The organism is Anaerotignum faecicola (assembly GCF_003865035.1).
Classification (GTDB): Bacteria; Bacillota; Clostridia; order Lachnospirales; family Anaerotignaceae; genus Anaerotignum_A; species Anaerotignum_A faecicola.
The window spans coordinates 77,362-98,908 of the sequence record NZ_BHVZ01000001.1 but is presented as its reverse complement, the minus strand read 5'-3'; the positions used below and the strand labels follow the sequence as shown (position 1 = coordinate 98,908).

Sequence of the window (21,547 nt, the reverse complement as noted above, 5' to 3'; positions counted from 1 at the left end):
GATTGTAGGTGAATGAAGATATGAAAACAGGCACGATCGTAAAGGTATCCGGTCCACTGGTCATTGCGGAGGGCATGAGAGATGCCAATATGTTTGACGTGGTTCGTGTATCTGATAAGCATTTGATCGGTGAAATCATCGAAATGCACGGAGATAAAGCCTCTATTCAGGTTTATGAGGAAACGGCAGGGCTTGGCCCCGGAGAAGAGGTTGTATCCGTTGGGATGCCTATGAGCGTAGAGCTTGGCCCCGGGCTGATTTCTACCATCTATGACGGTATCCAGCGTCCATTGGAAAAAATGTACGAGGTGGGCGGCACAAACATCCGCAGAGGTGTTGAGGTGCCCTCTCTGGACAGAGAAAAGAAATGGAAATTTGAACCCACAAAGCAGCCCGGCGATGCAGTAGTTGCAGGGGATGAAATCGGTTTTGTGCAGGAAACGGCTGTGGTGCAGTGTAAAATCATGGTTCCCTATGGCCTCAAGGGCGTTATTAAGGAAATTTTTATCGGCGATTTCACCATTGAGGAAACCGTTTGTATCATCACAGATGAAAAGGGCAATGACGTGAATGTAACCATGATGCAGAAATGGCCTGTACGTCGAGAAAGACCCTATAAGAAAAAGGAATCTCCCGATGCGCCTCTGATTACAGGGCAGCGTGTCATTGATACATTCTTCCCTATTACAAAGGGCGGCGTTGCGGCAATCCCCGGCCCCTTCGGCTCCGGTAAAACAGTAACACAGCATCAGCTTGCAAAATGGGCGGATGCGGATATCGTTGTTTACATCGGCTGCGGCGAGCGTGGGAATGAAATGACAGACGTACTGAACGAGTTCCCTGAGCTGAAGGACCCCCGTACAGGAGAATCTCTGATGCAGAGAACCGTTCTGATTGCAAATACCTCCGATATGCCCGTTGCGGCGCGTGAAGCATCTATTTATACAGGGATTACGATTGCGGAATTCTTCCGTGACATGGGCTACAGCGTTGCGCTGATGGCGGACTCCACCTCTCGTTGGGCAGAGGCGCTGCGTGAAATGTCCGGTCGTCTGGAGGAAATGCCCGGTGAAGAAGGCTATCCCGCTTACCTTGGCTCCCGTTTGGCGCAGTTCTATGAACGTGCAGGGCGCGTAGTCTGCTTGGGCAATGATGACAGAATCGGCACGCTGACGGCTATCGGTGCGGTATCTCCTCCCGGCGGCGATATTTCCGAGCCTGTATCGCAGGCAACACTGCGTATTGTAAAGGTATTCTGGGGATTGGATTCCTCTCTGGCATATAAGCGTCACTTCCCTGCGATCAACTGGCTGACAAGCTACTCTCTGTATCAGGCAAAGGTTGACGCATGGGCGGATGAAAACGTAGAGCCGAACTTCTCTGCGCAGAGAACAGAGGCAATGCGTCTGTTGCAGACAGAGGCAGAGCTGAACGAAATCGTACAGCTGGTCGGCGTGGATGCACTGAGCCACGGGGACAGACTGATTCTGGAAACGGCACGCTCCATTCGTGAGGACTTCCTGCATCAGAACTCCTTCCATGAGGTGGATACCTACACCTCCCTGCATAAGCAGTATCGTATGATGAAGCTGATTCTGACCTTCTATAAAGAGGCAAATGAAGCAATCAAGCAGGGCGTTACGATTCAGAAGCTGACAAAAATGGATGTGATCGAGCGTATCGGCCGTGCAAAATATGTGGAAGAAATGAACGTAGACAAGAGCTACGATGAAATTGAAAGAGAAATCAAAACAGAGGTAGCAGAGCTGATCAGAAAGGGGGCAGATGAATTATGATAAAGGAATATCGTTCGATTCAGGAAGTAGCCGGCCCTCTGATGGTGGTTTCTGGTGTAGAAGGCGTTACCTATGATGAGCTGGGCGAAATCGAGCTGGCAAACGGCGAGATCAGAAAATGCAAGGTTCTGGAGGTAAACGGCGACACGGCTCTGGTACAGCTGTTTGAAAGTGCAACAGGTATCAACCTGGCGGAAAGCAAGGTTCGTTTCCTTGGCAAAAGCTTGGACTTTGGTGTTTCCCCTGATATTCTGGGGCGTGTATTTGATGGTATGGGCAACCCCATTGACGGCGGCCCGGCTATCATTCCCGAAAAAAGACTGGACATCAACGGTGCACCCATCAACCCTGCGGCGCGTGAATATCCTGCGGAATTTATCCAGACAGGTGTATCCGCGATTGACGGGCTGAATACACTGGTTCGTGGGCAGAAGCTGCCTATCTTCTCTGCATCCGGTCTGCCGCACGCAAATCTGGCGGTTCAGATTGCAAGACAGGCGAAGGTTCGTGGTACGGATTCTAAATTTGCGGTAGTTTTCGCGGCAATCGGTATCACCTTTGAGGATGCGGAGTTCTTTATCAATGACTTCAAGCAGACAGGTGCGATTGACCGTTCTGTTGTCTTTGTAAACCTTGCAAATGACCCTGCGGTAGAGCGTATCTGTACGCCTAAAATGGCACTGACCGCAGCGGAATATCTGGCATTTGAGCAGGATATGCACGTTCTGGTTATTCTGACGGATATTACAAACTATGCAGAGGCGCTGCGTGAGGTTTCTGCGGCGAAGAAGGAGGTTCCCGGTCGTCGTGGGTATCCCGGTTATCTGTATACAGACCTTGCAACGATGTATGAACGTGCAGGCAGAATGAAGGGACACCCCGGTTCTATCACAATGATTCCCATTCTGACCATGCCGGAGGAGGATAAGACACACCCCATCCCCGACTTGACAGGCTACATCACAGAGGGACAGATTATTCTGAGCCGTGAGCTGGATAAGAAGGGGGTTCAGCCTCCCATCAATGTACTGCCTTCCCTGTCCCGTCTGAAGGATAAAGGTATCGGTAAGGGCAAGACGAGAGAGGATCATGCGGATACGATGAACCAGCTGTTTGCGGCATATTCTCGTGGTAAAGATGCGAAGGAGCTGATGGCAATTCTGGGCGAATCCGCTTTGTCCGAGGTTGACCTGATTTATGCAAAATTTGCGGATGAATTTGAGAAGAGATATGTTTCTCAGGGCTTCCAGACAGACAGAACCATTGAGCAGACACTGGAAACAGGATGGGATTTGCTGCGTATGCTGCCGAGAAGTGAATTGAAGCGTATTCGTGACGAATATCTGGAAAAATATTTGAACAGCGGGGAGTGATGAAGTGTGGCTAGATTGAATGTCAACCCCACCCGTATGGAAATGACCCGTCTGAAGGGACAGCTGAAAACTGCAACCAGAGGGCATAAGCTGCTGAAGGATAAGCTAGATGAGCTGATGAAGCAGTTCATGGAAATTGTGCGGGAAAATAAGCGTTTGAGAGAGGAAGCAGAGACTGCACTGGAAAATGCTTATAAAAACTTCATCATTGCCAGAGCAGTTCTCAGTGAGGCAAGCTTAGGGGAAGCACTGATGATTCCCCAGCAGTCTGTATCCGTAAAGGTTACGAAAAAAAATATTATGAGTGTAAACGTACCTGTGTTTGACTTCCAGAAGGAGGGCGGCGGTGACGGGAATATTTTCCCTTACGGCATGGCGTTTACCTCGGGTGAGCTGGATAGTGCGATGCTTTCCTTCTCCGATGCGATGGAGCCTTTGCTCCGTCTGGCGGAAAGCGAAAAAACGGCACAGCTTCTGGCACAGGAAATTGAACGTACCCGCCGCCGTGTAAATGCACTGGAAAATGTTATGATTCCAAATTATCAGGAAACAATTAAATATATCACAATGAAATTGGAAGAAAACGAACGTGCAAACACAACGCGGCTGATGAAGGTAAAGGATATGGTTGCGAAAAAAGCAATCGAAACAAAAAGAAAGCAGGAGGCAGCAGCCTTCGGAGAATAAGAAAAAAGGCATCCTAAAATTTGGGGTGCCTTTTTTGTATGCGGATTTGCACGCTCTTTTCTTTTTTGCATAAGCTGGCAGAAGGGAAAGGAGCGTGGCAGGATGAGAATGAGTCTTTGCATGATTGTGCGGCAGGAGGAGAAAGCACTGGCGCGGTGCTTGGAAGGCATAGCGGATGCGGTAGAGGAAATCGTCATTGTGGATATGGGTTCTACGGACAGAACAAAGGAGATTGCACGGCAATTCACGGATAAAATTTATGATTTTCCTTGGATGGATGATTTTGCGGCGGCAAGAAATTTTGCGTTTTCCAAGGGGACGGGAGAGTATCTGCTGTGGATGGATGCGGAGGATATTCTGCCATCAGGGGAGAAGGAAAAGCTGCTTGCTTTGAAGGCGGATTTGCTGGAAAATCCCTGTGATATGGTAATGATGCTTTTTGACAGGGGCGTTGACGAGGGCGGACGGACGAAATTTTCCTGCTACAGAGAGCGACTGGTGCGCCGTTGTCCGCAGGCGCGGTGGCAGGGGCGTGCAAATGAGAGGATTCCGCCCTTCGGAAGCGTGCGGTATGAGGAAATTCATTTTATGCGGCGGAAGGAAAAGCAGAAATATTCTGACTGCAGTCTGCGGATTTATAAAAAAATGCTTGCGGAGGGGGAGAAGCTGAGCGCGCGGGAATGGTTTTATTACGGACGGGAATTATTTGCACATGAAAAACAGGAGCAGGCGGCAGAGGTGCTTCGTGCGTTTCTGGAAAATCCGGAGGGAGGGGCGGAAAATAAAGCAGAGGCGGTGCAGATGCTGGCGCATTGTTTGCAGGCGGCGGGAAAAGAGGAGGAAGGAATTTCGTTGCTTTTGGAGGGTTTGCAATTTGCGCCGCCGACAGGGGAGCATTGCTGTGAAATCGGGGAATATTTTTATGAAAAAGGGCGGTGGGAGCAGGCAATTTTCTGGTATGAAAATGCGCTGCATGCAGAAAGACGCACGGAGCAGGGGGCGTTTGTGCAGGAGGAATGCTATGGATTTCTGCCCTGTATTCGGCTTTGTGTCTGCTATGGCAGGCTGGGGGAATGGGAGATGGCGAAGATGTATAATGAAATGGCAGGGGTATTCCGACCGGAGGATGCATCGGTGCGGCAGAATCGGGAGTATCTTGCGAAAAGAGCATAAAAAAAGCAGCCGCAAGGAAGATTACGACTGCAAGCATGTGAAAGTACCCGGAGGAAGAAGGAAGGAAATCTCATCATGAGCCGTATGGTGAGATTTGTATATGATGGAAGTTTTCTCTTTTAGGGTACAAGGTCATTGTAACACATCCAAAAAGAAATGTGAAATTGATAGATTTAAAGATTTCTATTAAAAAAAGTAATAAGGGGGCTTACTTTCAACCCAGATAATTTCACTTTTTGTAGTATTCCCGCAGGAGCTTATAAAAGGCGGACATCTGTGGGGTGACTGCTTTCTGCTCATGACGGAGCACCTGCAGCCATACGGTGAAATCCAGTTCCGGCACATTAAGGGTACACAACTCACCTTTTTTAACGGCATCCTCAACGAGATAAGAGGCGAGCAGGGCAATGCCGCAATCCAGCTTTGCCAGCTCCATGGCGGCGATGGGATTCCAGAGATCAAACCGCGGCTTGATGAGATAGGCGAGGGTGTTTTTGGTGTACTCATTGGACATATCGGAGAAATAGAACTGCTGATTTGTGATAATCACATCATTTTCCGCGATTTCCGCCAGAGTGACTACGGGCTTTTTCGTCAGAGGGCGAGTGGGGGCAGCCACAAAGACATAATGCGCTTCTTTCAGGATGGTTTTGATGAAATTTTTTGTCCTTCGCTGATCATGGACAACGAAGGCAAGATCGACCTCATTCTGGGAAAGCATGCGCTCCGCGAAAAAAACATTATCGGCTGTTTTTACGATGATATCTACCTTGGGGTGCGCGCAGTGATATTCCCGCAGGATATCGGGGAGGACAGCGGTAAAGGGGGAATCGAGACAGGCAAGGCGCAGTGTTCCCTGCAGCTCCTGCTCCTCGCCGCCGATGGCAGCCGCCTGCTGGGTCAGAGCGATAATCTGCTGTGCATAGGCTTCCAGCTCATGCCCTTTTTCCGTGACGTAGATTTTTTTGCCGATGCGGTCGAACAGCTGCACGCCGATTTCTTCCTCCAGCTGCTGAATCTGTACGGTAACTGTGGACTGGGAATAGGTCAGCTGCTCCGCTGCCTTGGAAAAACTGCCTGTTTCAATGATTTTCAGAAATGTGATTAAATTTCGTACTTCCATAAAAATCCCTCTTTCTCTTTCGTATGTGAGGCTCCTTCAAAATTGGTTTTATGATAGCACAAAAATTTTTGGATGTAAATTAAAATCAGAGGAAGATTGGAAAAAAACAGGTATAAAAAACGACCGCGATTTCGCGGTCGTTTATAGATTTCGACTTAAATTTACAGCAGTGCAACACCTGCTGCCTTACAGGTATCAATGGTTTCCTGATCCCAGATGGAGGACTGCACCTCGCCGATATGCGCCTTGCCAAGAAGCAGCATGCACAGTCTGGATTGACCGATACCGCCGCCGATGGTGCAGGGCAGCTTGCCTTCCAGAAGCATTCTATGGTAGGGCAGGTTTCTGCGGTTATCACAGCCTGCCTTTCTCAGCTGTTCATCCAGAGCGGCTGCATCAACACGGATACCCATGGAGGAAATTTCCAGAGCGTTATCCAGAACAGCGTTATAGAACAGCAGGTCGCCGTTTAACTGCCAGTCATCATAATCCGGAGAACGGCTGTCATGGGGCTCGCCGGAACGCAGCTTATCGCCAATCTGCATGATGAATACGGTTTTATGCTCCTTGACAATGGCATTTTCTCTTTCCTTGGGGGTCAGGTCGGGGTATTTATCTTCCAGCTCCTGAGAGGTGATAAAGGTTACCTCGCGGCACAGCTCGGTTGTGATGCGGGGGTATTTTTTCTTTACGACTTCGAGCGTATCGCAGATTGCAAGAACGATGCCCTGCACAGTGAATTTCAGCTCTTCGACATTTCTCTTTTCGGGAGTGATAACTCTTTCCCAATCCCACTGGTCTACATAGATGGAGTGCAGGTTATCCAGTGTTTCATCTCTGCGGATGGCGTTCATATTGGTAAACAGACCCTTGCCGGGGCGGAAATCATAACGATACAGTGCCATGCGTTTCCACTTTGCCAGAGAATGAACAACCTCTGCGGTTGTGCCTGTTGCGGGAATTTCAAAGCTTACGGGGCGTTCTACGCCGCTGAGATTATCGTTCAGACCTGTATGGGGGTCAACGAACAGAGGGGCGGAAACACGTTTCAGATTCAGTGTCTGTCCCAGATGTTCTTCAAAAGCGTGGTGGATCACGCCGATGGCATTCTGTGTTTCATATAAGGTTAGTTCGGAATGATAGCCTTCCGGAATATATGTTTTGCTCATCGCAAGCACCTCTTTTCTGCTGTTTCTCATATTTTTTCATAAAATATTATTGATAAAAGCTTATCCATACCATTTAGGATAACACAGAAGCAGATTTTGTCAAGGGAAGTTTCCATCAGAAAAACGGATAGGGGGTATAGGAAAAGGCTTGACAAAGAACTCCTACAGTTGTATGATATAGAAAAGTATAAATCCTACATTTGTAAGAGATTGGAGGGAGACACATGGCGGAGCTGATGCGATTGCCGGATACGGAGCTGGAAATTATGAAGGTCATCTGGGAGAGTGGCAGAACACTTTCTACCTCGGAGGTGAAGGCGAGTCTGGAGGAACAACGCCCCTGGAATGTTTCTGCTTTGCAGACCTTGCTGAACCGTTTGATTGACCGCGGCTTTCTGGAAAGCTATAAGGAAGGAAAGAACCGATTTTATACCCCGCTGGTGGCGGAGAAGGAGTATCTGGCGGTGGAAAATAAGGCATTTCTGGAAAAGGTGAATAACCATTCTGTGACGAAGCTGGTGGCAAGCCTATATGACAGCCATTCCATTACCGAGGAGGATTTAGATGAACTGGCGGCATTCATTCGCTCGAAAACGGGAGGTGCATAAAAATGGAGAAAATTTTTCAGACAATCTGGGAAATGAGCCTGTTTGCCGTTCCTGTGATTCTGATTCTGGCAATTTGCTCAAATCTTCTGGGGAAACGCTATGGGGCAAGATGGCGGTATCTGGTGTGGCTTGTGGTGGCGATACGGCTTTGCGTGCCGATACAGCTGAGCCTGCCGGGGCGAATGGAGATAATGCAGGTACAGGTGCCTTCGGTGCAGAGCAGCACACGAGAGGTACTGGCGCAGAGAACACCGGATTATTTTGTGCAGAGGGATACGGCAGAGCCGACAGAGCCGGCAACGCCGATTGCCCCTGCGGAGCAGACACAGGAGGAAAGCGCGGAAAAGAGGGATGCCTTTGATTTTCTTCTTGCATATCCTTATGTGCTGTGGCTTGGCGGTGTGCTTGGGTTTCTGGCTTGGCAGGGATGGAAATATTATGATTTTCGGAGAATGTTGAAGCGAAACAGAAGAAAAATCATGGATGCGTCTGTTCTGGATACCTATTATACACTTTGCAGGGAAACGGGGATGGAAAAGCGACCTGCGATTTATTTCTGTGAGGCGTTGCCGAGTCCGCTTTGTGTCGGGCTTTTCAGAACGGCGGTGTATCTGAATTCCGAGGAGCGGGAGCCTGCGGAAATGCGGCTGATTCTGAAGCATGAGCTGACGCACTGCAAGCGGAAGGATCTCTGGTTCAAGGGGCTTCTGCTGTGGGCAAGAGCACTGCATTTTTTCAACCCCTTTGTGCATTGGATGGCACACCTTGCGGAAAAGGACATGGAGCTTTCCTGCGACCTTGTGGTGATGGCGGACTGCGGCATGGCGGAGCGCGAGGCATACAGCATGGCAATCCTGCAGACAGTGCGCGAGGCGAAAAGCAAAAATATGCAGATGAGTACGGCTTTTTCGGGCGGAAAGGAGGAATTGAAGATGCGGTTTGAAAATATTTTCGATATGACGCAGAAAAAGCGCGGCATTGCTTTATTCCTTGCGGCAGCGTTGGTGGTCTGCGGCGGTACGGCGTTTGTCGGCTGTGCGGAAAGCGAAACGACGGAAAAGACACTTTCTGGTACGGTTTACGGAGACTACACAGAGGAAACAGTGCATGAGCTTTATGGCGCGAAGCTGCAATATATCGGCGACCATATCGGCGTTGGAAAAATTCTGGGGTTACTGCCACTGCCCGAAGGGGTGACGAATGACAGCGAGGGAATTGAACTTTATACAGACAAGGAGCCTTACGGCGTGAGAAGGCATCTGCAATGGCAAAGCAACGAGGAAACCGCGTATACCGTTGGCGGGGAAAGCTATACGGATGACCGCTGGATGCAGATTCAGGGGATGATTTTCCTTGTACTGGTGGAGAATGCGGGAGATTATAATCTTTCTCTGCACCATGCGGATGCGGCGGACGGACAGGTGGTAACGTCCTTTAGCTTTAACAGAGAGCAGGCGAAGAAATACTTCGGGGAGCAGGATTTGCGTGATTTTGCGAGCGACGAGGGAACCTTCCGTAATTTTGTGCTGACGATAAACCGATATTTCTATGAAGGGATTTCGACACCCGAGCAGATTCTTGCACTGTCTCAGATGGATGCTGCGGCGGCACAGGAACGGATGCAGGAGATGGCCTCCGGAGATTTTCTCGAAGAAACGAAGGAAGATCAAAGCCTATCCTATCAGATGATTCTGGCGGACAGTCTGGCAAGTGAGATTGCGGCGCAGAAGCTGACCTCCTCCAATTATGCGGATTATCTGAAATGTACACAGTATGATGAGCTGGTCAAGCTGGGAGAGCCTGCGCTCAGAGCGTTTCTTTCCGAATTTGCGGAGGGAAGTATCAGGGACGACTTAGAGGGCTACATCAAGACGAGCGCATGTCAGGATATTCTGGGCGAGCACAGAGATAAGGATGTTCTGCCGACACCGACGGAATGGTATCGGAATTATACTGCAACGGATTCGACGTATTGTGCGTTCTTTACCTATGGTGATACGGATACAACGCTTTATACGGAGGATTTGGCGAAGAAATATTCCATGGGCGGCGCGGATCAATACAGCGTTGTGGCGGCAGGAAAGGATGAACGCCTGCGTGCGGTTTATACGGCGTTGAGTGACAGATTTAACAAATACAGCAACGCCGGATATACCACAACGATTTATGCACCGCTGATTGAGGGAATAAAGGAAAACGGAAATAGGATGCAGGTGTTTGCGGTGATTTTCGATTCCAGCTACACCATGAGCCGTACGAAGAAGGGCTATGCGCTCTTTGAGCGGGGCGGTTCTGTGGTGCCGAGCAGACTGGATTTTGAAAAGCGGAATGGCAAATGGATTCTGACGGACTGGACACAGGCGGAGGACGGCAGCTATTATGCGGATTCCATCAAGAAGATGTGCGACGGAGACAATGCACTGGCGAAAAAGATGATTTCCTATGATAGCGATGCCTGTCAGATGCTGCTGTGGCAGAATATGATTTATTATATGAAGGCAAATTATGGCGGAGTGGAGCTGCCGATTTATTTTGACTCCTATATGGAGGAGAAGAATATCAAAAAAATCAGTAAATTTATTGACATTACGCCAACCTACGATGAATAAAGGATGTTTGAACCCCTGCGAAGGCAGGGGTTTTAGGGTGTCGACTTTGTCGACACCCTAAGTCGAAATCAGGATTTCGACTTGCTAAGACAGAAGAATAAACAGACGAGTTCCATCAGCTTAAAAGCCTCGAAACTCGCTGTTTTCCTCGTCGGAAATGAATTCCGACTGCGGATTCCATTTGGGAAACTACTTACCGCCCAAGAAGGGGCGGCAGGCGAAGCCTGCTTTGCGTAGCAAAGTAATGAACAATTTGTTTCCCAAGCCCTTCTGCTGCCTCAAAACTACTTTGTCTACAGTCTGGAACCCCTGCGAAGGCAGGGGTTTTTCGCTGTCTGCAAAAGAATTGGCATATTCCTGTTTGATTTTCCATAAATTGCATTGTATGGATACAGTTGCGAAAGAAACGGAGGAAAAGGCATGGAAACATTCAATATTTATCAGGACATTGCGGAGCGGACGGGCGGAGACATTTATATCGGCGTGGTGGGACCTGTGAGAACAGGGAAATCGACCTTTATCAAGCGGTTTATGGATTTGCTGGTGCTGCCGCACATTGCAAACACCTACACGAGGGAGCGGGCGAAGGACGAACTGCCGCAATCGGCAAGCGGAAGGACAATCATGACGACAGAGCCGAAATTTGTGCCGAATGAAGCGGTGGAAATTTCCTTGGGAGACAATGCAGATGTGCGCGTGCGGATGATTGACTGCGTGGGGTATCTGGTGCCGGGGGCAGAGGGCGACATGGACGGGGACAGCCCCAGAATGGTACATACGCCATGGGCGGAGAATGCGATGCCCTTTCGCGAAGCGGCGGAGCTGGGGACGAAAAAGGTCATTACCGACCATTCCACCATAGGGATGGTAGTGACAACGGACGGGAGCGTGACCGAGCTGCCGCGGGAAAATTATGAGGAGGCAGAGGAACGGGTGGTTGCAGAGCTGCAGGAATTGGGCAAGCCGTTTTTGATTCTGCTGAACACCGCCGCACCCTACAGCGACAGCACAGAGAGCCTGCGGAGCGAGTTGGAGAAAAAATACGGCGTGCCTGTGTTGGCGGTCAATGCGGCGCAGCTGAAGGCGGAGGACATTCGGAGGATTTTGGAGCGGATGCTGTATCAGTTCCCATTGCGCGAGCTTCGGTTCTTTTTCCCCGGATGGGTGGAAACACTGGAGCAGGGACATTGGCTGAAGCAGGGCTTGACGGATGCGCTGAAGGGCGTGATGGCGCAGGTGGAGAAGCTTGCGGATGTGGAGCAGGCAATCGGGACGCTTGGGGAAACGGATTTTCTGAAAAAGGCATATACCGACCGAATTTTGCCGGGAGAGGGCGCGGCGGAGATTGCGCTTAATTTTGCGGATGGGTTATTCTATCAGATTCTGAGCGAAACGGTGGAGATGCCGATTGAAAATGACTATGCGCTTATTTCTACGATAAAAATGCTTTCGGAAACGAAGCAGGAATATGACAAGATTGCGACGGCGCTGAACGATGTGCGGCGGAAGGGCTACGGTGTGGTGACACCGGTGTTTGAGGAAATTACGCTGGAGAAGCCTGAGGTATTTAAGCAGGGAAGCCGCTACGGCATTAAGCTGCGCGCAAAGGGAGAATCTATTCATTTAATCAAGGCAGACGTAGAAACGGAGGTTTCGCCAATCATCGGGAACGAGGAGCAGTCGCGGGAGTTTATCGACCGACTGATTGCGGATTACGAATCGGAGCCGGAGAAAATCTGGGATTTGAATATTTTCGGGCGGACGCTGAGCTCTATGGTCAGTGACGGGATGCAGAATAAAATTTATCGGATGCCGGAGGATGCACAGATGAAGCTGCAGGAGACGCTGCAAAAGATTGTGAACGAGGGCAGCGGCGGATTGATTTGTATTATTTTGTAAAGAATAAGTCGAAATCAGGATTTCGACTTGTTTGGACAGAAGAATAAACAGACGAGTTCCATCGGCTAAAAAGCCTTGAAACTCGCTGTTTTCCTCGCCGGAAATGAATTCCGACTGCGGATACTATTCGGGAAAATACTTACCGCCCAAGAAGGGGCGGCAGGCGAAGCCTGCTTTGCGTAGCAAAGTAATGAACAGTTCGTTTCCCAAGCCCTTCCGCTGCCTCAAAATTACTTTGTCTACAGTCTGAAGCTGGGGAATTTTTCCTCAGCTTTTTGATTGTTTATAGAATTTTAAAGGTTGTTTCATCTTCCCGTATGGAATGGGGTTTATTATCCATTTTTCTGATTTTGATGCGTTTGAGGGAATTCATGAATTTCAGCAGGAAGCGGATGCGGCTTTCAAAGCCCTGCACCTCTGCGATAACCTCCCCATTTTCGGCATTTTTTACCCAGCCGGTCAGCTCCAGTCTTTCTGCCATCTGCGCCAGCTCGATGCGAAAGCCGACCTTTTGTACACGTCCGTGGAAGGTGATATGGCGGCGGACAAAGCGGTTTTCTTCAAAATCGGGCAATCGGACGCGATTCACCTGATGGCAGATATAAGTATTTCTTGCGGATTTTAATGCTTCAATGGGTTTCATGCAATCACCACCTATTTGTTTTTCTGTTTATACATTATAACAAAGAAGGAACGCATTTGCCAGCCGTCTTTTGAAAAGATTTTTCTTAGAGTTCGATTAGGGAGGTTTACCTTTTCTTTTTTTTGTATTATAATCAAAATTACTTATGGTATTATGCCCGCAATATGGGGCGAGTGAAGAAAAGGAACAGGGGGATTCCCATGAAAAAAGGTTCCTCAGGGAATAGAAAAAAAAGAAGACCGCCCCGACCGGAGGCACCTGTGAACCGTTATCCCACAAGGGACAATGTCTACAATCTGCAAAGAGAACGGCAGAGACGACAGGCGCAGGCGGAGAGACAGGCACGCGAATGGCAGCAGGCGCAGATGGGCTATGCGCAGACACCGCATCCTGCAAAGAGGAAGAAGCACAGGCAGAGAAGAAGAGGCAGCCACATGATGATGCCTTTGCTTGTATTTGCAATCATTGCGCTGTATCTGGTGGGGCAGATTGGCAGCCTTGCGATAAAGGGCTCTGATATTGATGTGGAAACGGTGGCATACGGCACGATTGATACGCCTGAGGTTTATACGGGGCTGATCCTTCGGGAGGAATATGTGGTGGACAGCACCAGAGACGGGCAGCCGTATTATCAGTATTCGCAGGGGGACTATGTGCCGAAGGGCGCAGTGGTCTGCACGGTAAAGGATACGGATTCAACGGATGCGCTGGAAAGCAAGCTGAACCAGATTGATAAGGATATTCTGAAAAGCCAGAAGGCAAGAACGGATTTATCTGCCTTTTCGGAGGATATTTCCCGTTTGGAGGATAACGTGAGCCGGACGGTGGATGCCTATGCAGGGCGTTCCATGCGGTCGAGCCTTTCCTATATGTATACGCTGAAAAGCCAAGTGACCTCCTTTATGGATCAGAGAAACGAAATTTGGCTGACAGAGAATGTGGATAGCCTTTCACAGCTGACAGAGGAAAGAAATGTGTACGAGCAGCAGCTGGCGCAGAACCAAAGTGCGCTGACGGCATCGGAGGCAGGTGTGCTTTGTCTGAGCTATGACGGGATGGAGAAAAAGCTGACACCCGACAAGGCGGAGCAGGTAACGGAAAAGCAGATCGGGGATGCAAAGACACAGTATATCTCCAAGGCGAAAAGCGTTGCCAAGGGCGATCCGCTCTTTAAGATTATTACGGATAACAAGTGGTATGTGGTTGCATATCTGCCGAACAACGCCGTAGCAGGCTGGGAGGCAGGCAAAACAAGCCGTACCCTGAATATGATGACGGAGGAAGAAACCTACAAAATCAGCGCAGATGTGGAAAGCCTCACCGCAGGAGATAAGCAGACAAAGGTTGTTTTCTCAAGCTATGAGCACATGGAGGACTTCATGGAAAGCCGCACGATTTCCTTCAGCTTAGAGGGGACTGTGACAGAGGGTCTGAAGATTCCCAATGATGCGATTGTGGAAAAATCCCTGCTGAAAATCCCCAGAAGCTGTCTGACGGAAAGCATGGGCAATACGGGTGTTTTGCTTGTGAAGGGAAGCAGCACGAAATTTACCGACATTACCGCTGTGACGAGCGATGAGGATGCGGTTTACATTGAATTGGAGGACAGCGGACTGAAAACAGGCGACGTTGTGCTGCAGGGTACAGGCGAGGATGCCGCACAGGTAACGCTTTCCGAGCTGCTGCCGCACGCAGGGGTTTATGTGGCAAACAGCTCCATCGCGAAGTTTGTTGTAATTGATGTTGTGGAACAGAATCAGGAATACGCCATTGTGCAGGCAGGCAGCACAACGGGGCTGCAGCCATACGATACGATTGTTTCCGATGCAAAAAATATCAAGGAGGGCGACAGCGTTTTTTAAGCGTCCGGATGGATAAAGAGATAGAAAGAAGGCAGAAATATGAGCGTAGTTGAAAATATTCAGAATGTGAGAGCAAAAATTGCGGCAGCCGCAGAAAAAAGCGGCAGAACGGCGGAGGACGTACTTCTGTTGGCAGTCAGCAAGACAAAGCCTGTGGAGCTGATTGGCGAGGCGGTGCAGGCAGGGTGTCTTTCTCTGGGCGAAAACAAGGTGCAGGAAATCATGGAAAAATATGAGCCGATGATGGAATATGCGCCGGAGGGAGAGAGAATCCACTGGCACTTAATTGGGCATTTGCAGACAAACAAGGTGAAATATATCATTGATAAGGTGGATATGATTCATTCTGTGGAAAGCCTGAAGCTGGCGGAGGAAATTGAAAAGCGCGCGGCACAGAAGGATATTGTGATGGATATTCTGATTGAGGTGAACATGGCAGCGGAGGAAAGCAAATTCGGCGTGAAGCCGGAGGATACCGAAGCGCTGCTCAGAGAGATTGCGAAAATGCAGCATATTCGCGTGCGTGGGCTGATGACGGTTGCGCCTTTTGTTGAAAATCAGGAGGAAAACAGAGAAGTTTTTCGTCAAATGAGAGAATTACTGGTTGACATGAACGGGAAAAAAATTGATAATATAAAGATGGATACCTTATCCATGGGGATGACGGGCGATTACGAGGTTGCCATCGAAGAGGGTGCGACCATTGTCCGCGTGGGCACAGGTATTTTCGGAGAAAGATATTATCCCAACAAAGGATGAGCAATAGAAACAGCTTAGGAGGAACGTATTGTGGCGAAGATTTTTGACAGAATGAAAGACTTAATGTTTGGCGAATATGAAGACGATGATGATTACTATGAGGATGATTACGATACAGCGGCACCTGCCCCTGCACCCGTAAGAGAGAATTATGGTCTGCGTGACGCAAGAGAGACGGAATACAGCGCACCTGCGCCCCGTAAGGCGGCTCCGAAGAACGCGGCAAATCCCCAGATTTACAGCGTGAACACAAGCGTACAGATGCAGGTAGTTATCATCAAGCCTGAATGTTACGAGGATGCACAGGAAATCTGTGACCAGATTAAAACCAAACGTCCTGTTGTAGTCAATCTGGAAAAGGTGGAATACCCCATTGCGCAGCGCATTATGGACTTTTTGAGCGGCACCTGCTATTCTCTGGAGGGCTCCATTCAGCGCGTAGCCAATAATATTTTTATTATTGCGCCAGAAAATGTGGATATTTCCGGTGATTTTAAAGAAGAATTAAAAACAAAAGGCGTTCTGCTCCCTTGGATGAATGGGACAAATGCCAGATAAAGGTGGTTTTGCGGATTGAATAGTATACAGGCATTGCTGATTAGTGCGATTGGTGTATTTTTCTATGTATTGGAAATTCTCATCTTCGTGCGTATCCTGTTTTCCTGGCTGCCCTTCGGCGTTGGCTATAACAGCAGCATTGGGCGTTTGCTGTATCAGCTGACAGAGCCGATTCTGGGGCCTGTGAGAAATATGGTAGATAAATCCCCGCTCGGCGGCGGCATGGGGCTTGATTTTTCCCCTATTTTTGCGTTAATCCTGATGAGATTGGTGCAGACCCTTCTGGTTGCAGCCATTCGGATGTTCTGATGCCATGGACAGACAGGCATTATTGAAAAGCGTACCGGAGGGCGAGGAGCGGCTGCTGTTTGCAAAGGCGCTGGATCAGGCGATTTTTGCGATGAAGCGCAGAGAGCCTGCGTTCACGGATTTCATGGATCGGGCAAAATGTGCAAGATTTCGGGAACGGCTGCAGGGACTTCGGGAGCTGGAGATTACGCTTTTCGGCGGAACGGAGGACTGCGAGCGGCAGATGATGGGCTTTTTTACAGAACCGCTTGCGGCAGAGGAATTCCCGATTAAAATTGTAAAAATCAGAAGAAAAAGTAAAAAATTCGGACAGACGGATCTGAGCCACAGAGATTATCTCGGCTCCCTCCTTGGGCTGGGCATTGACCGCGGCAAGGTGGGCGATATTCTGGTGGCGGAGGATACGGCGGTCTGCTTTGTGGCGGAGGAAATTTCGCCATACATAACGGCTGTGCTGGAGCAGGTTTCCAGAACCGCGGTAGTGGCGGAGGAAACGGAGCAGGCGGAGGACATTCCCCAAAGGCAGACGGAGGCAAGACGCTTAACGGTGGCATCCATGCGGCTAGATGCGGTGGCAAGTGAGGCATTTCATCTGGCAAGAGGGAAAACGCAGACGCTCATCCATGCGGAAAAGGCACAGGTGAACTGGAATATTGTAACAAGCACATCCCATCTGTTAAAGGAAGGGGATTTGGTGAGCCTGCGCGGCTTCGGGCGGTTTCGCGTGAAGGAAATCGGCGGCAGAACCAAAAAAGACAGAATCGGATTGGAAATTGAAAAATATGTATAAGGAGGTTTTTTCGTGATCACACCGAACGATATCGCAACCAAGGACTTTAAGAAGGTAGCTGTAGGCTATTCCCCCGAAGAAGTAGATACCTTTTTGGATGACATCTATGAGGACTATGAGAAGCTGTATAAGGAAAGCCAGAAGGAAAAATCAAAGACAGAGGCTGTGGCTGAGGATACCGACCGGTTGAAGCATCTCGAAAAATCCATTGAACGTACATTAAGCCTTGCGGAGGCGGCTGCGGAGGAAACAAAGGCGGCGGCAAAAGCAGATGGCGATGCCATCATCAACAGTGCGAAGCAGCAGGCAGAGGATATTCTGGCATCCGCAAGAACAAAGGCGTATGAGCTGGAACAGAAGATTTCCGGACTGGAAAGCCGTTACGAACTGATGAAAACAAGAATCAAGCTGCTGCTTTATGCAGAAATCGAGCTGCTGGACAAGGGCGAGGTTCTGGCAGAAAAAGAAGCAAAGGCACAGGAAACAAAATAAAAAACAGACAAGCTGCGGCGGGGTCTTCTTGCCGTGGCTCGTTTTGTATAATGCAAAAATCTTCCGAAAGGGTGATTGAATATGATACCGATTTTGATAACGATACTACTGATTTTATTAGACCAGGGGACAAAGCTCTGGGCATTGGGAAGCCTGAAGCCGATTCACAGCATGACGGTGGTGGACGGCTTTCTGGATTTGACGTTTGTGGAAAACAGAGGGGTTGCCTTCGGGATGCTCTCCGGGCAGAGGTGGCTGATTTTGGTGCTGACAGGCGTAATCGCCGGTGCGCTGATTTATTTTTACCGCACACTGCCGAAAAAGAAGGCATATCTTCCCCTGCGCGCGGCACTTTTATTGGTGCTTTCGGGCGCGGTCGGCAATATTATTGACCGCGTATGCCGCGGCTATGTGGTGGATTTTTTTGAATTCACCTTCTTTGACTGGCCTGTGTTTAATGTGGCAGATATTTATGTTGTCGCAGGGGTCATCCTGATGGTGCTTCTGATTGTATTTGTGCTGAAGGATGAGGATTTGGATTTGAAGAAGAAAAAGGATGAATGAAATGGAATATTTTACCTTTGGGGCGGAGCAGGAGGACGTTGGGACAAGAATTGACGTTTTTCTTGCGGATGCCATGGAAAATCTTTCGCGCAGCGGTGTGCAGAAGCTGATTGAGGAAGGGCATATCACGCTGAATGGCGGAAGGACAAAAGCAAATTATAAGCTGCGGGAGAGGGACATCATTGATGTAGAGGTGCCTGAGGTGAAGGAGGTTGAAATTCTGCCGGAGGATATCCCGCTGGATATTTTATATGAGGATGCGGATGTCATCGTGGTGAATAAGCCACAGGGGATGGTGGTGCATCCGGCTCCCGGACATACGAGCGGCACATTGGTCAATGCGCTGATGTTTCACTGCGGAGACGAGCTGAGCGGCATTAACGGGGAGAAACGCCCCGGAATCGTGCATCGCATTGATAAGGATACCTCCGGGGTGCTGATGGTTGCGAAAAACGATATGGCGCATCAGTCTCTGGCGGCACAGCTTGCAGAGCACAGCATTACGAGAAAATATAATGCGGTGGTCTACAACGGTTTTACGGAGGACGAGGGGACGGTGGACGAGCCTATCGGCAGAAATCCACAGGACAGAAAGAAAATGGCGGTGACGCAGAAGCACAGCCGCCATGCGGTGACGCATTATCGCGTGATCGAAAGAATGGAAAAATTTACACTGATTGAGGCGCAGCTGGAAACGGGGCGGACACACCAGATTCGCGTACACATGACCTATATCGGGCATCCGCTTCTGGGTGACATGGTATACGGCCCGAAGAAGCAGCCGATTCACTTAGAGGGACAGGCACTGCATGCCCGTGTGCTGGGCTTTATTCACCCGCGCACAGGGGAATATCTGGAATTTGAGGCACCTTTGCCGCCTTATTTTGAAGCATTGCTGGAACGACTGCGGAAATAAGTAGGAGGGAGTAACATGCCGCTGCATAAGAAGGATTTTTTCGGCTTACGGGGAATGTCTGCGGATGATATCCGCTATATTCTTGGGACTGCCGAAACGATGAAATATATTTTGAACCAGAAGGATAAGAAAACACCGCATTTGCAGGGAAAATCTGTTATCATGCTTTTTTATGAGCAGAGTGCCAGAGCGAAGCTGGCGTATGAGCTTGCGGCGCAGTACCTCAGCGCAAATGTGATTGATATGACAAATACGGTACATTCCATTGAGAAGGAAAGTTTGCAGGATATCGGACAGCTGATGGATCAGATGGGGGCGGATTTTATTATTCTGCGTCATTCCATGGCGGGCGCGCCGAGACTGCTGGCAAGCTGTGTGGAGGCTTCTGTCATCAATGCGGGGGATGGCTTTAATGAAAACCCCGGACAGTCTCTGCTTGACCTTCTGACGATTCGGGAGCAAAAGGGCGGCTTTGAGGGGCTGAAGGTTGCCATCATTGGGGATTTGCTGCATAGCCGCGTTTCCAAAAGCAACATCTGGGGTCTGACGAAGCTGGGCGCGGAGGTCTGCGTTTCGGGACCGCCGACGCTGATGCTGCCTGCCATCGAGAATTTCGGGGTGGAGGTATATTATGATGCCAGAGAGGCAGTCAATAATGCGGATGTTATCCTGACAACACGCATGCGGATGGAGAAGCAGGATAAGAAATCCCTGCCTTCTCTGGATGAATATAAACGCCTGTTCCGTATTGATGAAAACCTTTTGCGCTATGCAAAGAAGGATGCCATTGTGATGCATCCCGGCCCGATTCAGAGGGGGATTGAGATTTCCTCCGGAGTGATTGACAGCAAGCAGTGTATCATCAATGACCAAATCGGGAACTCTGTTGCGGTGCGTATGGCAATGTTCTATATCCTTTCTCAGGTGGGAGGTGCGTTCAGATGAAGACAGTTCTGAAAAATTGCAGAGTGCTTGGAACAACCCATGATAAGGATATGCTCCATGATATTTATGTGGAGAATGGGATTATTGAAAAAATCGGTCTGAATCTTGAGGTTGAGGGGGCGAAGCAGATTGATGTCGGCGGACATACGGTGATGTCCGGATTGATTGACATGCACTGCAACATCTGCGACCCCGGACATGAATATATCGAGGATATCGCAACGGCTTCCCGTGCGGCACTGCGCGGCGGCTTTACAACGATTACCTGCGAACCGAATACAGACCCTGTCATTGATAATAAAACGGTTGTGGAATATATTGTTTCCAAATCGAAGGAAAAATCTTTGGTAAATATTTATCCCTACGGTAGCATGTCTATCGGCTGTAAGGGGCAGGAGATTGCGGAAATCGGGGAAATGTACGATGCAGGGATTGTCGGTATTTCCGATGGGGATGAATTTACGGATTCTGCCGCATTCCTGAGAAATGTAATGATTTATACGAAGATGTTTGATTTGCCCGTGCTGACACATTGCGAGGATCGGTCGCTTTCGGGCGTGGGTGTCATGAATGAGGGCTATACGGCGGCATGCCTTGGCCTGACGGGGATGCCGCGAGAGGCGGAGGAAGTGATTGTTGCAAGAAATCTGAACCTTGCGGAGCGGACAGGTGTGCATCTGCATTTATCGCACATCAGCACGAAGGGCTCTGTGCAGCTGATTCGTGAAGCGAAGGGCAGAGGGGTTCCTGTGACCTGCGAAACGTGCCCACATTATTTTATTCTGACGGAGGACGCCATCGGGGATTATGATACATTTGCGAAGGTGAATCCGCCGCTCAGGGCAAAGGAGGATGTTTACGCCATTATTGAGGGAATTATGGATGGGACGATTGATGTTATCGCATCGGGTCACAGCCCTACAAATATGACAGAAAAGGAACGGGAATTTGATGTTGCGGCGTATGGCATTTCTGCACTGGAAACGGCGCTTTCTCTGAGCTATACGCATCTGGTGGAGACGGGATATATTACGGTGGAGCATCTGATTCGGCTGATGTCCGCGAAGCCGGCGGAGATTTTGAAATTATATAATAAGGGAAGCCTGGCAGAGGGAAAGGATGCCGATATTATCGTGGTAGATTTTCTGGAAACCCACCGCATTGACCCGGAGCATTTTGCATCCAAGGCGAAATTTTCTCCCTTTGCGGCGGAGGAGGTGCGCGGCAAGGTGCTTTATACCATGGTTGGCGGCAGACTGCTGACCTAAATGA

At 49.4% G+C, this 21,547-nt stretch carries 20 protein-coding genes; 17 read left to right on the top strand and 3 right to left on the bottom strand.

Annotation, left to right across the window (positions count from 1 at the left end; genetic code table 11):
* Window positions 1–20 precede the first annotated feature (20 nt).
* From EJE48_RS00425 to EJE48_RS00410, 4 genes are all read left to right on the top strand, one after another.
* The gene (locus EJE48_RS00425) at window positions 21–1,796 is read left to right on the top strand and encodes a V-type ATP synthase subunit A (RefSeq protein WP_016407669.1); all 1,776 of its coding nucleotides are present in this window, start codon (window positions 21–23) and stop codon (window positions 1,794–1,796) included.
* Complete coding sequence (locus tag EJE48_RS00420) at window positions 1,793–3,169, top strand: V-type ATP synthase subunit B (protein ID WP_016407670.1); 1,377 nt, start codon at window positions 1,793–1,795, stop codon at window positions 3,167–3,169. The genes EJE48_RS00425 and EJE48_RS00420 overlap by 4 nt, the downstream gene beginning before the upstream one ends.
* Before the next feature lie 6 nt (window positions 3,170–3,175).
* Complete coding sequence (locus tag EJE48_RS00415; protein ID WP_016407671.1) at window positions 3,176–3,856, top strand: V-type ATP synthase subunit D; 681 nt, start codon at window positions 3,176–3,178, stop codon at window positions 3,854–3,856.
* Between the two features lie 102 nt (window positions 3,857–3,958).
* Window positions 3,959–5,029 carry a glycosyltransferase gene (locus EJE48_RS00410; protein WP_118581946.1) on the top strand — a complete coding sequence of 357 codons (1,071 nt, stop codon included), beginning with the start codon at window positions 3,959–3,961 and terminating at the stop codon, window positions 5,027–5,029.
* Between the two features lie 229 nt (window positions 5,030–5,258).
* Here the strand turns inward: EJE48_RS00410 and EJE48_RS00405 are convergent, their stop codons facing one another.
* Window positions 5,259–6,152 carry a LysR family transcriptional regulator gene (locus EJE48_RS00405; RefSeq protein ID WP_016407673.1) on the bottom strand — a complete coding sequence of 298 codons (894 nt, stop codon included), beginning with the start codon at window positions 6,150–6,152 and terminating at the stop codon, window positions 5,259–5,261.
* A gap of 161 nt (window positions 6,153–6,313) precedes the next feature.
* Window positions 6,314–7,321, bottom strand: a complete 1,008-nt coding sequence (asnA, locus tag EJE48_RS00400) for an aspartate--ammonia ligase (protein ID WP_118581943.1) — start codon at window positions 7,319–7,321, stop codon at window positions 6,314–6,316.
* A gap of 224 nt (window positions 7,322–7,545) precedes the next feature.
* Between asnA and EJE48_RS00395 the strand changes: the two genes are divergently transcribed.
* The 3 genes from EJE48_RS00395 to spoIVA all read left to right on the top strand — a co-directional run bounded on the left by EJE48_RS00395 (window position 7,546) and on the right by spoIVA (window position 12,437).
* Window positions 7,546–7,929, top strand: coding sequence for a BlaI/MecI/CopY family transcriptional regulator (locus EJE48_RS00395; RefSeq protein WP_118581940.1), 384 nt, complete (start codon window positions 7,546–7,548; stop codon window positions 7,927–7,929).
* Between the two features lie 2 nt (window positions 7,930–7,931).
* Window positions 7,932–10,538, top strand: coding sequence for a M56 family metallopeptidase (locus tag EJE48_RS00390; protein ID WP_118581937.1), 2,607 nt, complete (start codon window positions 7,932–7,934; stop codon window positions 10,536–10,538).
* A gap of 420 nt (window positions 10,539–10,958) precedes the next feature.
* Window positions 10,959–12,437: a stage IV sporulation protein A gene (spoIVA, locus tag EJE48_RS00385; protein WP_016407678.1), complete on the top strand. Its 1,479-nt coding sequence runs from the start codon at window positions 10,959–10,961 to the stop codon at window positions 12,435–12,437.
* Window positions 12,438–12,720: 283 nt separating this feature from the next.
* On the opposite strand, the gene EJE48_RS00380 is transcribed toward spoIVA, so the two are convergent.
* Complete coding sequence (locus EJE48_RS00380; protein WP_118581934.1) at window positions 12,721–13,080, bottom strand: acylphosphatase; 360 nt, start codon at window positions 13,078–13,080, stop codon at window positions 12,721–12,723.
* Between the two features lie 260 nt (window positions 13,081–13,340).
* Here EJE48_RS00380 and EJE48_RS00375 point away from each other — a divergent pair, with 260 nt between their 5' ends.
* From EJE48_RS00375 to EJE48_RS00330, 10 genes are all read left to right on the top strand, one after another.
* On the top strand, window positions 13,341–14,942 hold the full coding sequence (locus EJE48_RS00375) for an HlyD family efflux transporter periplasmic adaptor subunit (protein WP_124984192.1): 1,602 nt from the start codon (window positions 13,341–13,343) through the stop codon (window positions 14,940–14,942).
* Between the two features lie 39 nt (window positions 14,943–14,981).
* Window positions 14,982–15,701, top strand: coding sequence for a YggS family pyridoxal phosphate-dependent enzyme (locus EJE48_RS00370; RefSeq protein WP_016407681.1), 720 nt, complete (start codon window positions 14,982–14,984; stop codon window positions 15,699–15,701).
* A gap of 30 nt (window positions 15,702–15,731) precedes the next feature.
* Window positions 15,732–16,259, top strand: coding sequence for a cell division protein SepF (locus tag EJE48_RS00365; protein WP_016407682.1), 528 nt, complete (start codon window positions 15,732–15,734; stop codon window positions 16,257–16,259).
* Window positions 16,260–16,274: 15 nt separating this feature from the next.
* A complete protein-coding gene (locus EJE48_RS00360) occupies window positions 16,275–16,568 on the top strand; it encodes a YggT family protein (RefSeq protein ID WP_016407683.1) in 294 nt (97 codons plus the stop codon).
* A 4-nt stretch (window positions 16,569–16,572) separates the two neighbouring features.
* Complete coding sequence (locus EJE48_RS00355) at window positions 16,573–17,358, top strand: YlmH family RNA-binding protein (protein ID WP_118581931.1); 786 nt, start codon at window positions 16,573–16,575, stop codon at window positions 17,356–17,358.
* A gap of 12 nt (window positions 17,359–17,370) precedes the next feature.
* Entirely contained in the window at window positions 17,371–17,850 is a 480-nt protein-coding gene (locus tag EJE48_RS00350; RefSeq protein ID WP_016407685.1) for a DivIVA domain-containing protein, read from the top strand.
* Between the two features lie 81 nt (window positions 17,851–17,931).
* On the top strand, window positions 17,932–18,414 hold the full coding sequence (gene lspA / locus EJE48_RS00345; protein WP_016407686.1) for a signal peptidase II: 483 nt from the start codon (window positions 17,932–17,934) through the stop codon (window positions 18,412–18,414).
* A 1-nt stretch (window position 18,415) separates the two neighbouring features.
* Window positions 18,416–19,330, top strand: coding sequence for an RluA family pseudouridine synthase (locus tag EJE48_RS00340; RefSeq protein ID WP_118582056.1), 915 nt, complete (start codon window positions 18,416–18,418; stop codon window positions 19,328–19,330).
* 15 nt (window positions 19,331–19,345) lie between these two features.
* On the top strand, window positions 19,346–20,275 hold the full coding sequence (locus EJE48_RS00335) for an aspartate carbamoyltransferase catalytic subunit (protein WP_016407688.1): 930 nt from the start codon (window positions 19,346–19,348) through the stop codon (window positions 20,273–20,275).
* Entirely contained in the window at window positions 20,272–21,543 is a 1,272-nt protein-coding gene (locus EJE48_RS00330; protein WP_118581928.1) for a dihydroorotase, read from the top strand. Before EJE48_RS00335 ends, EJE48_RS00330 begins: the two co-directional genes overlap by 4 nt.
* Window positions 21,544–21,547: the final 4 nt, after the last annotated feature.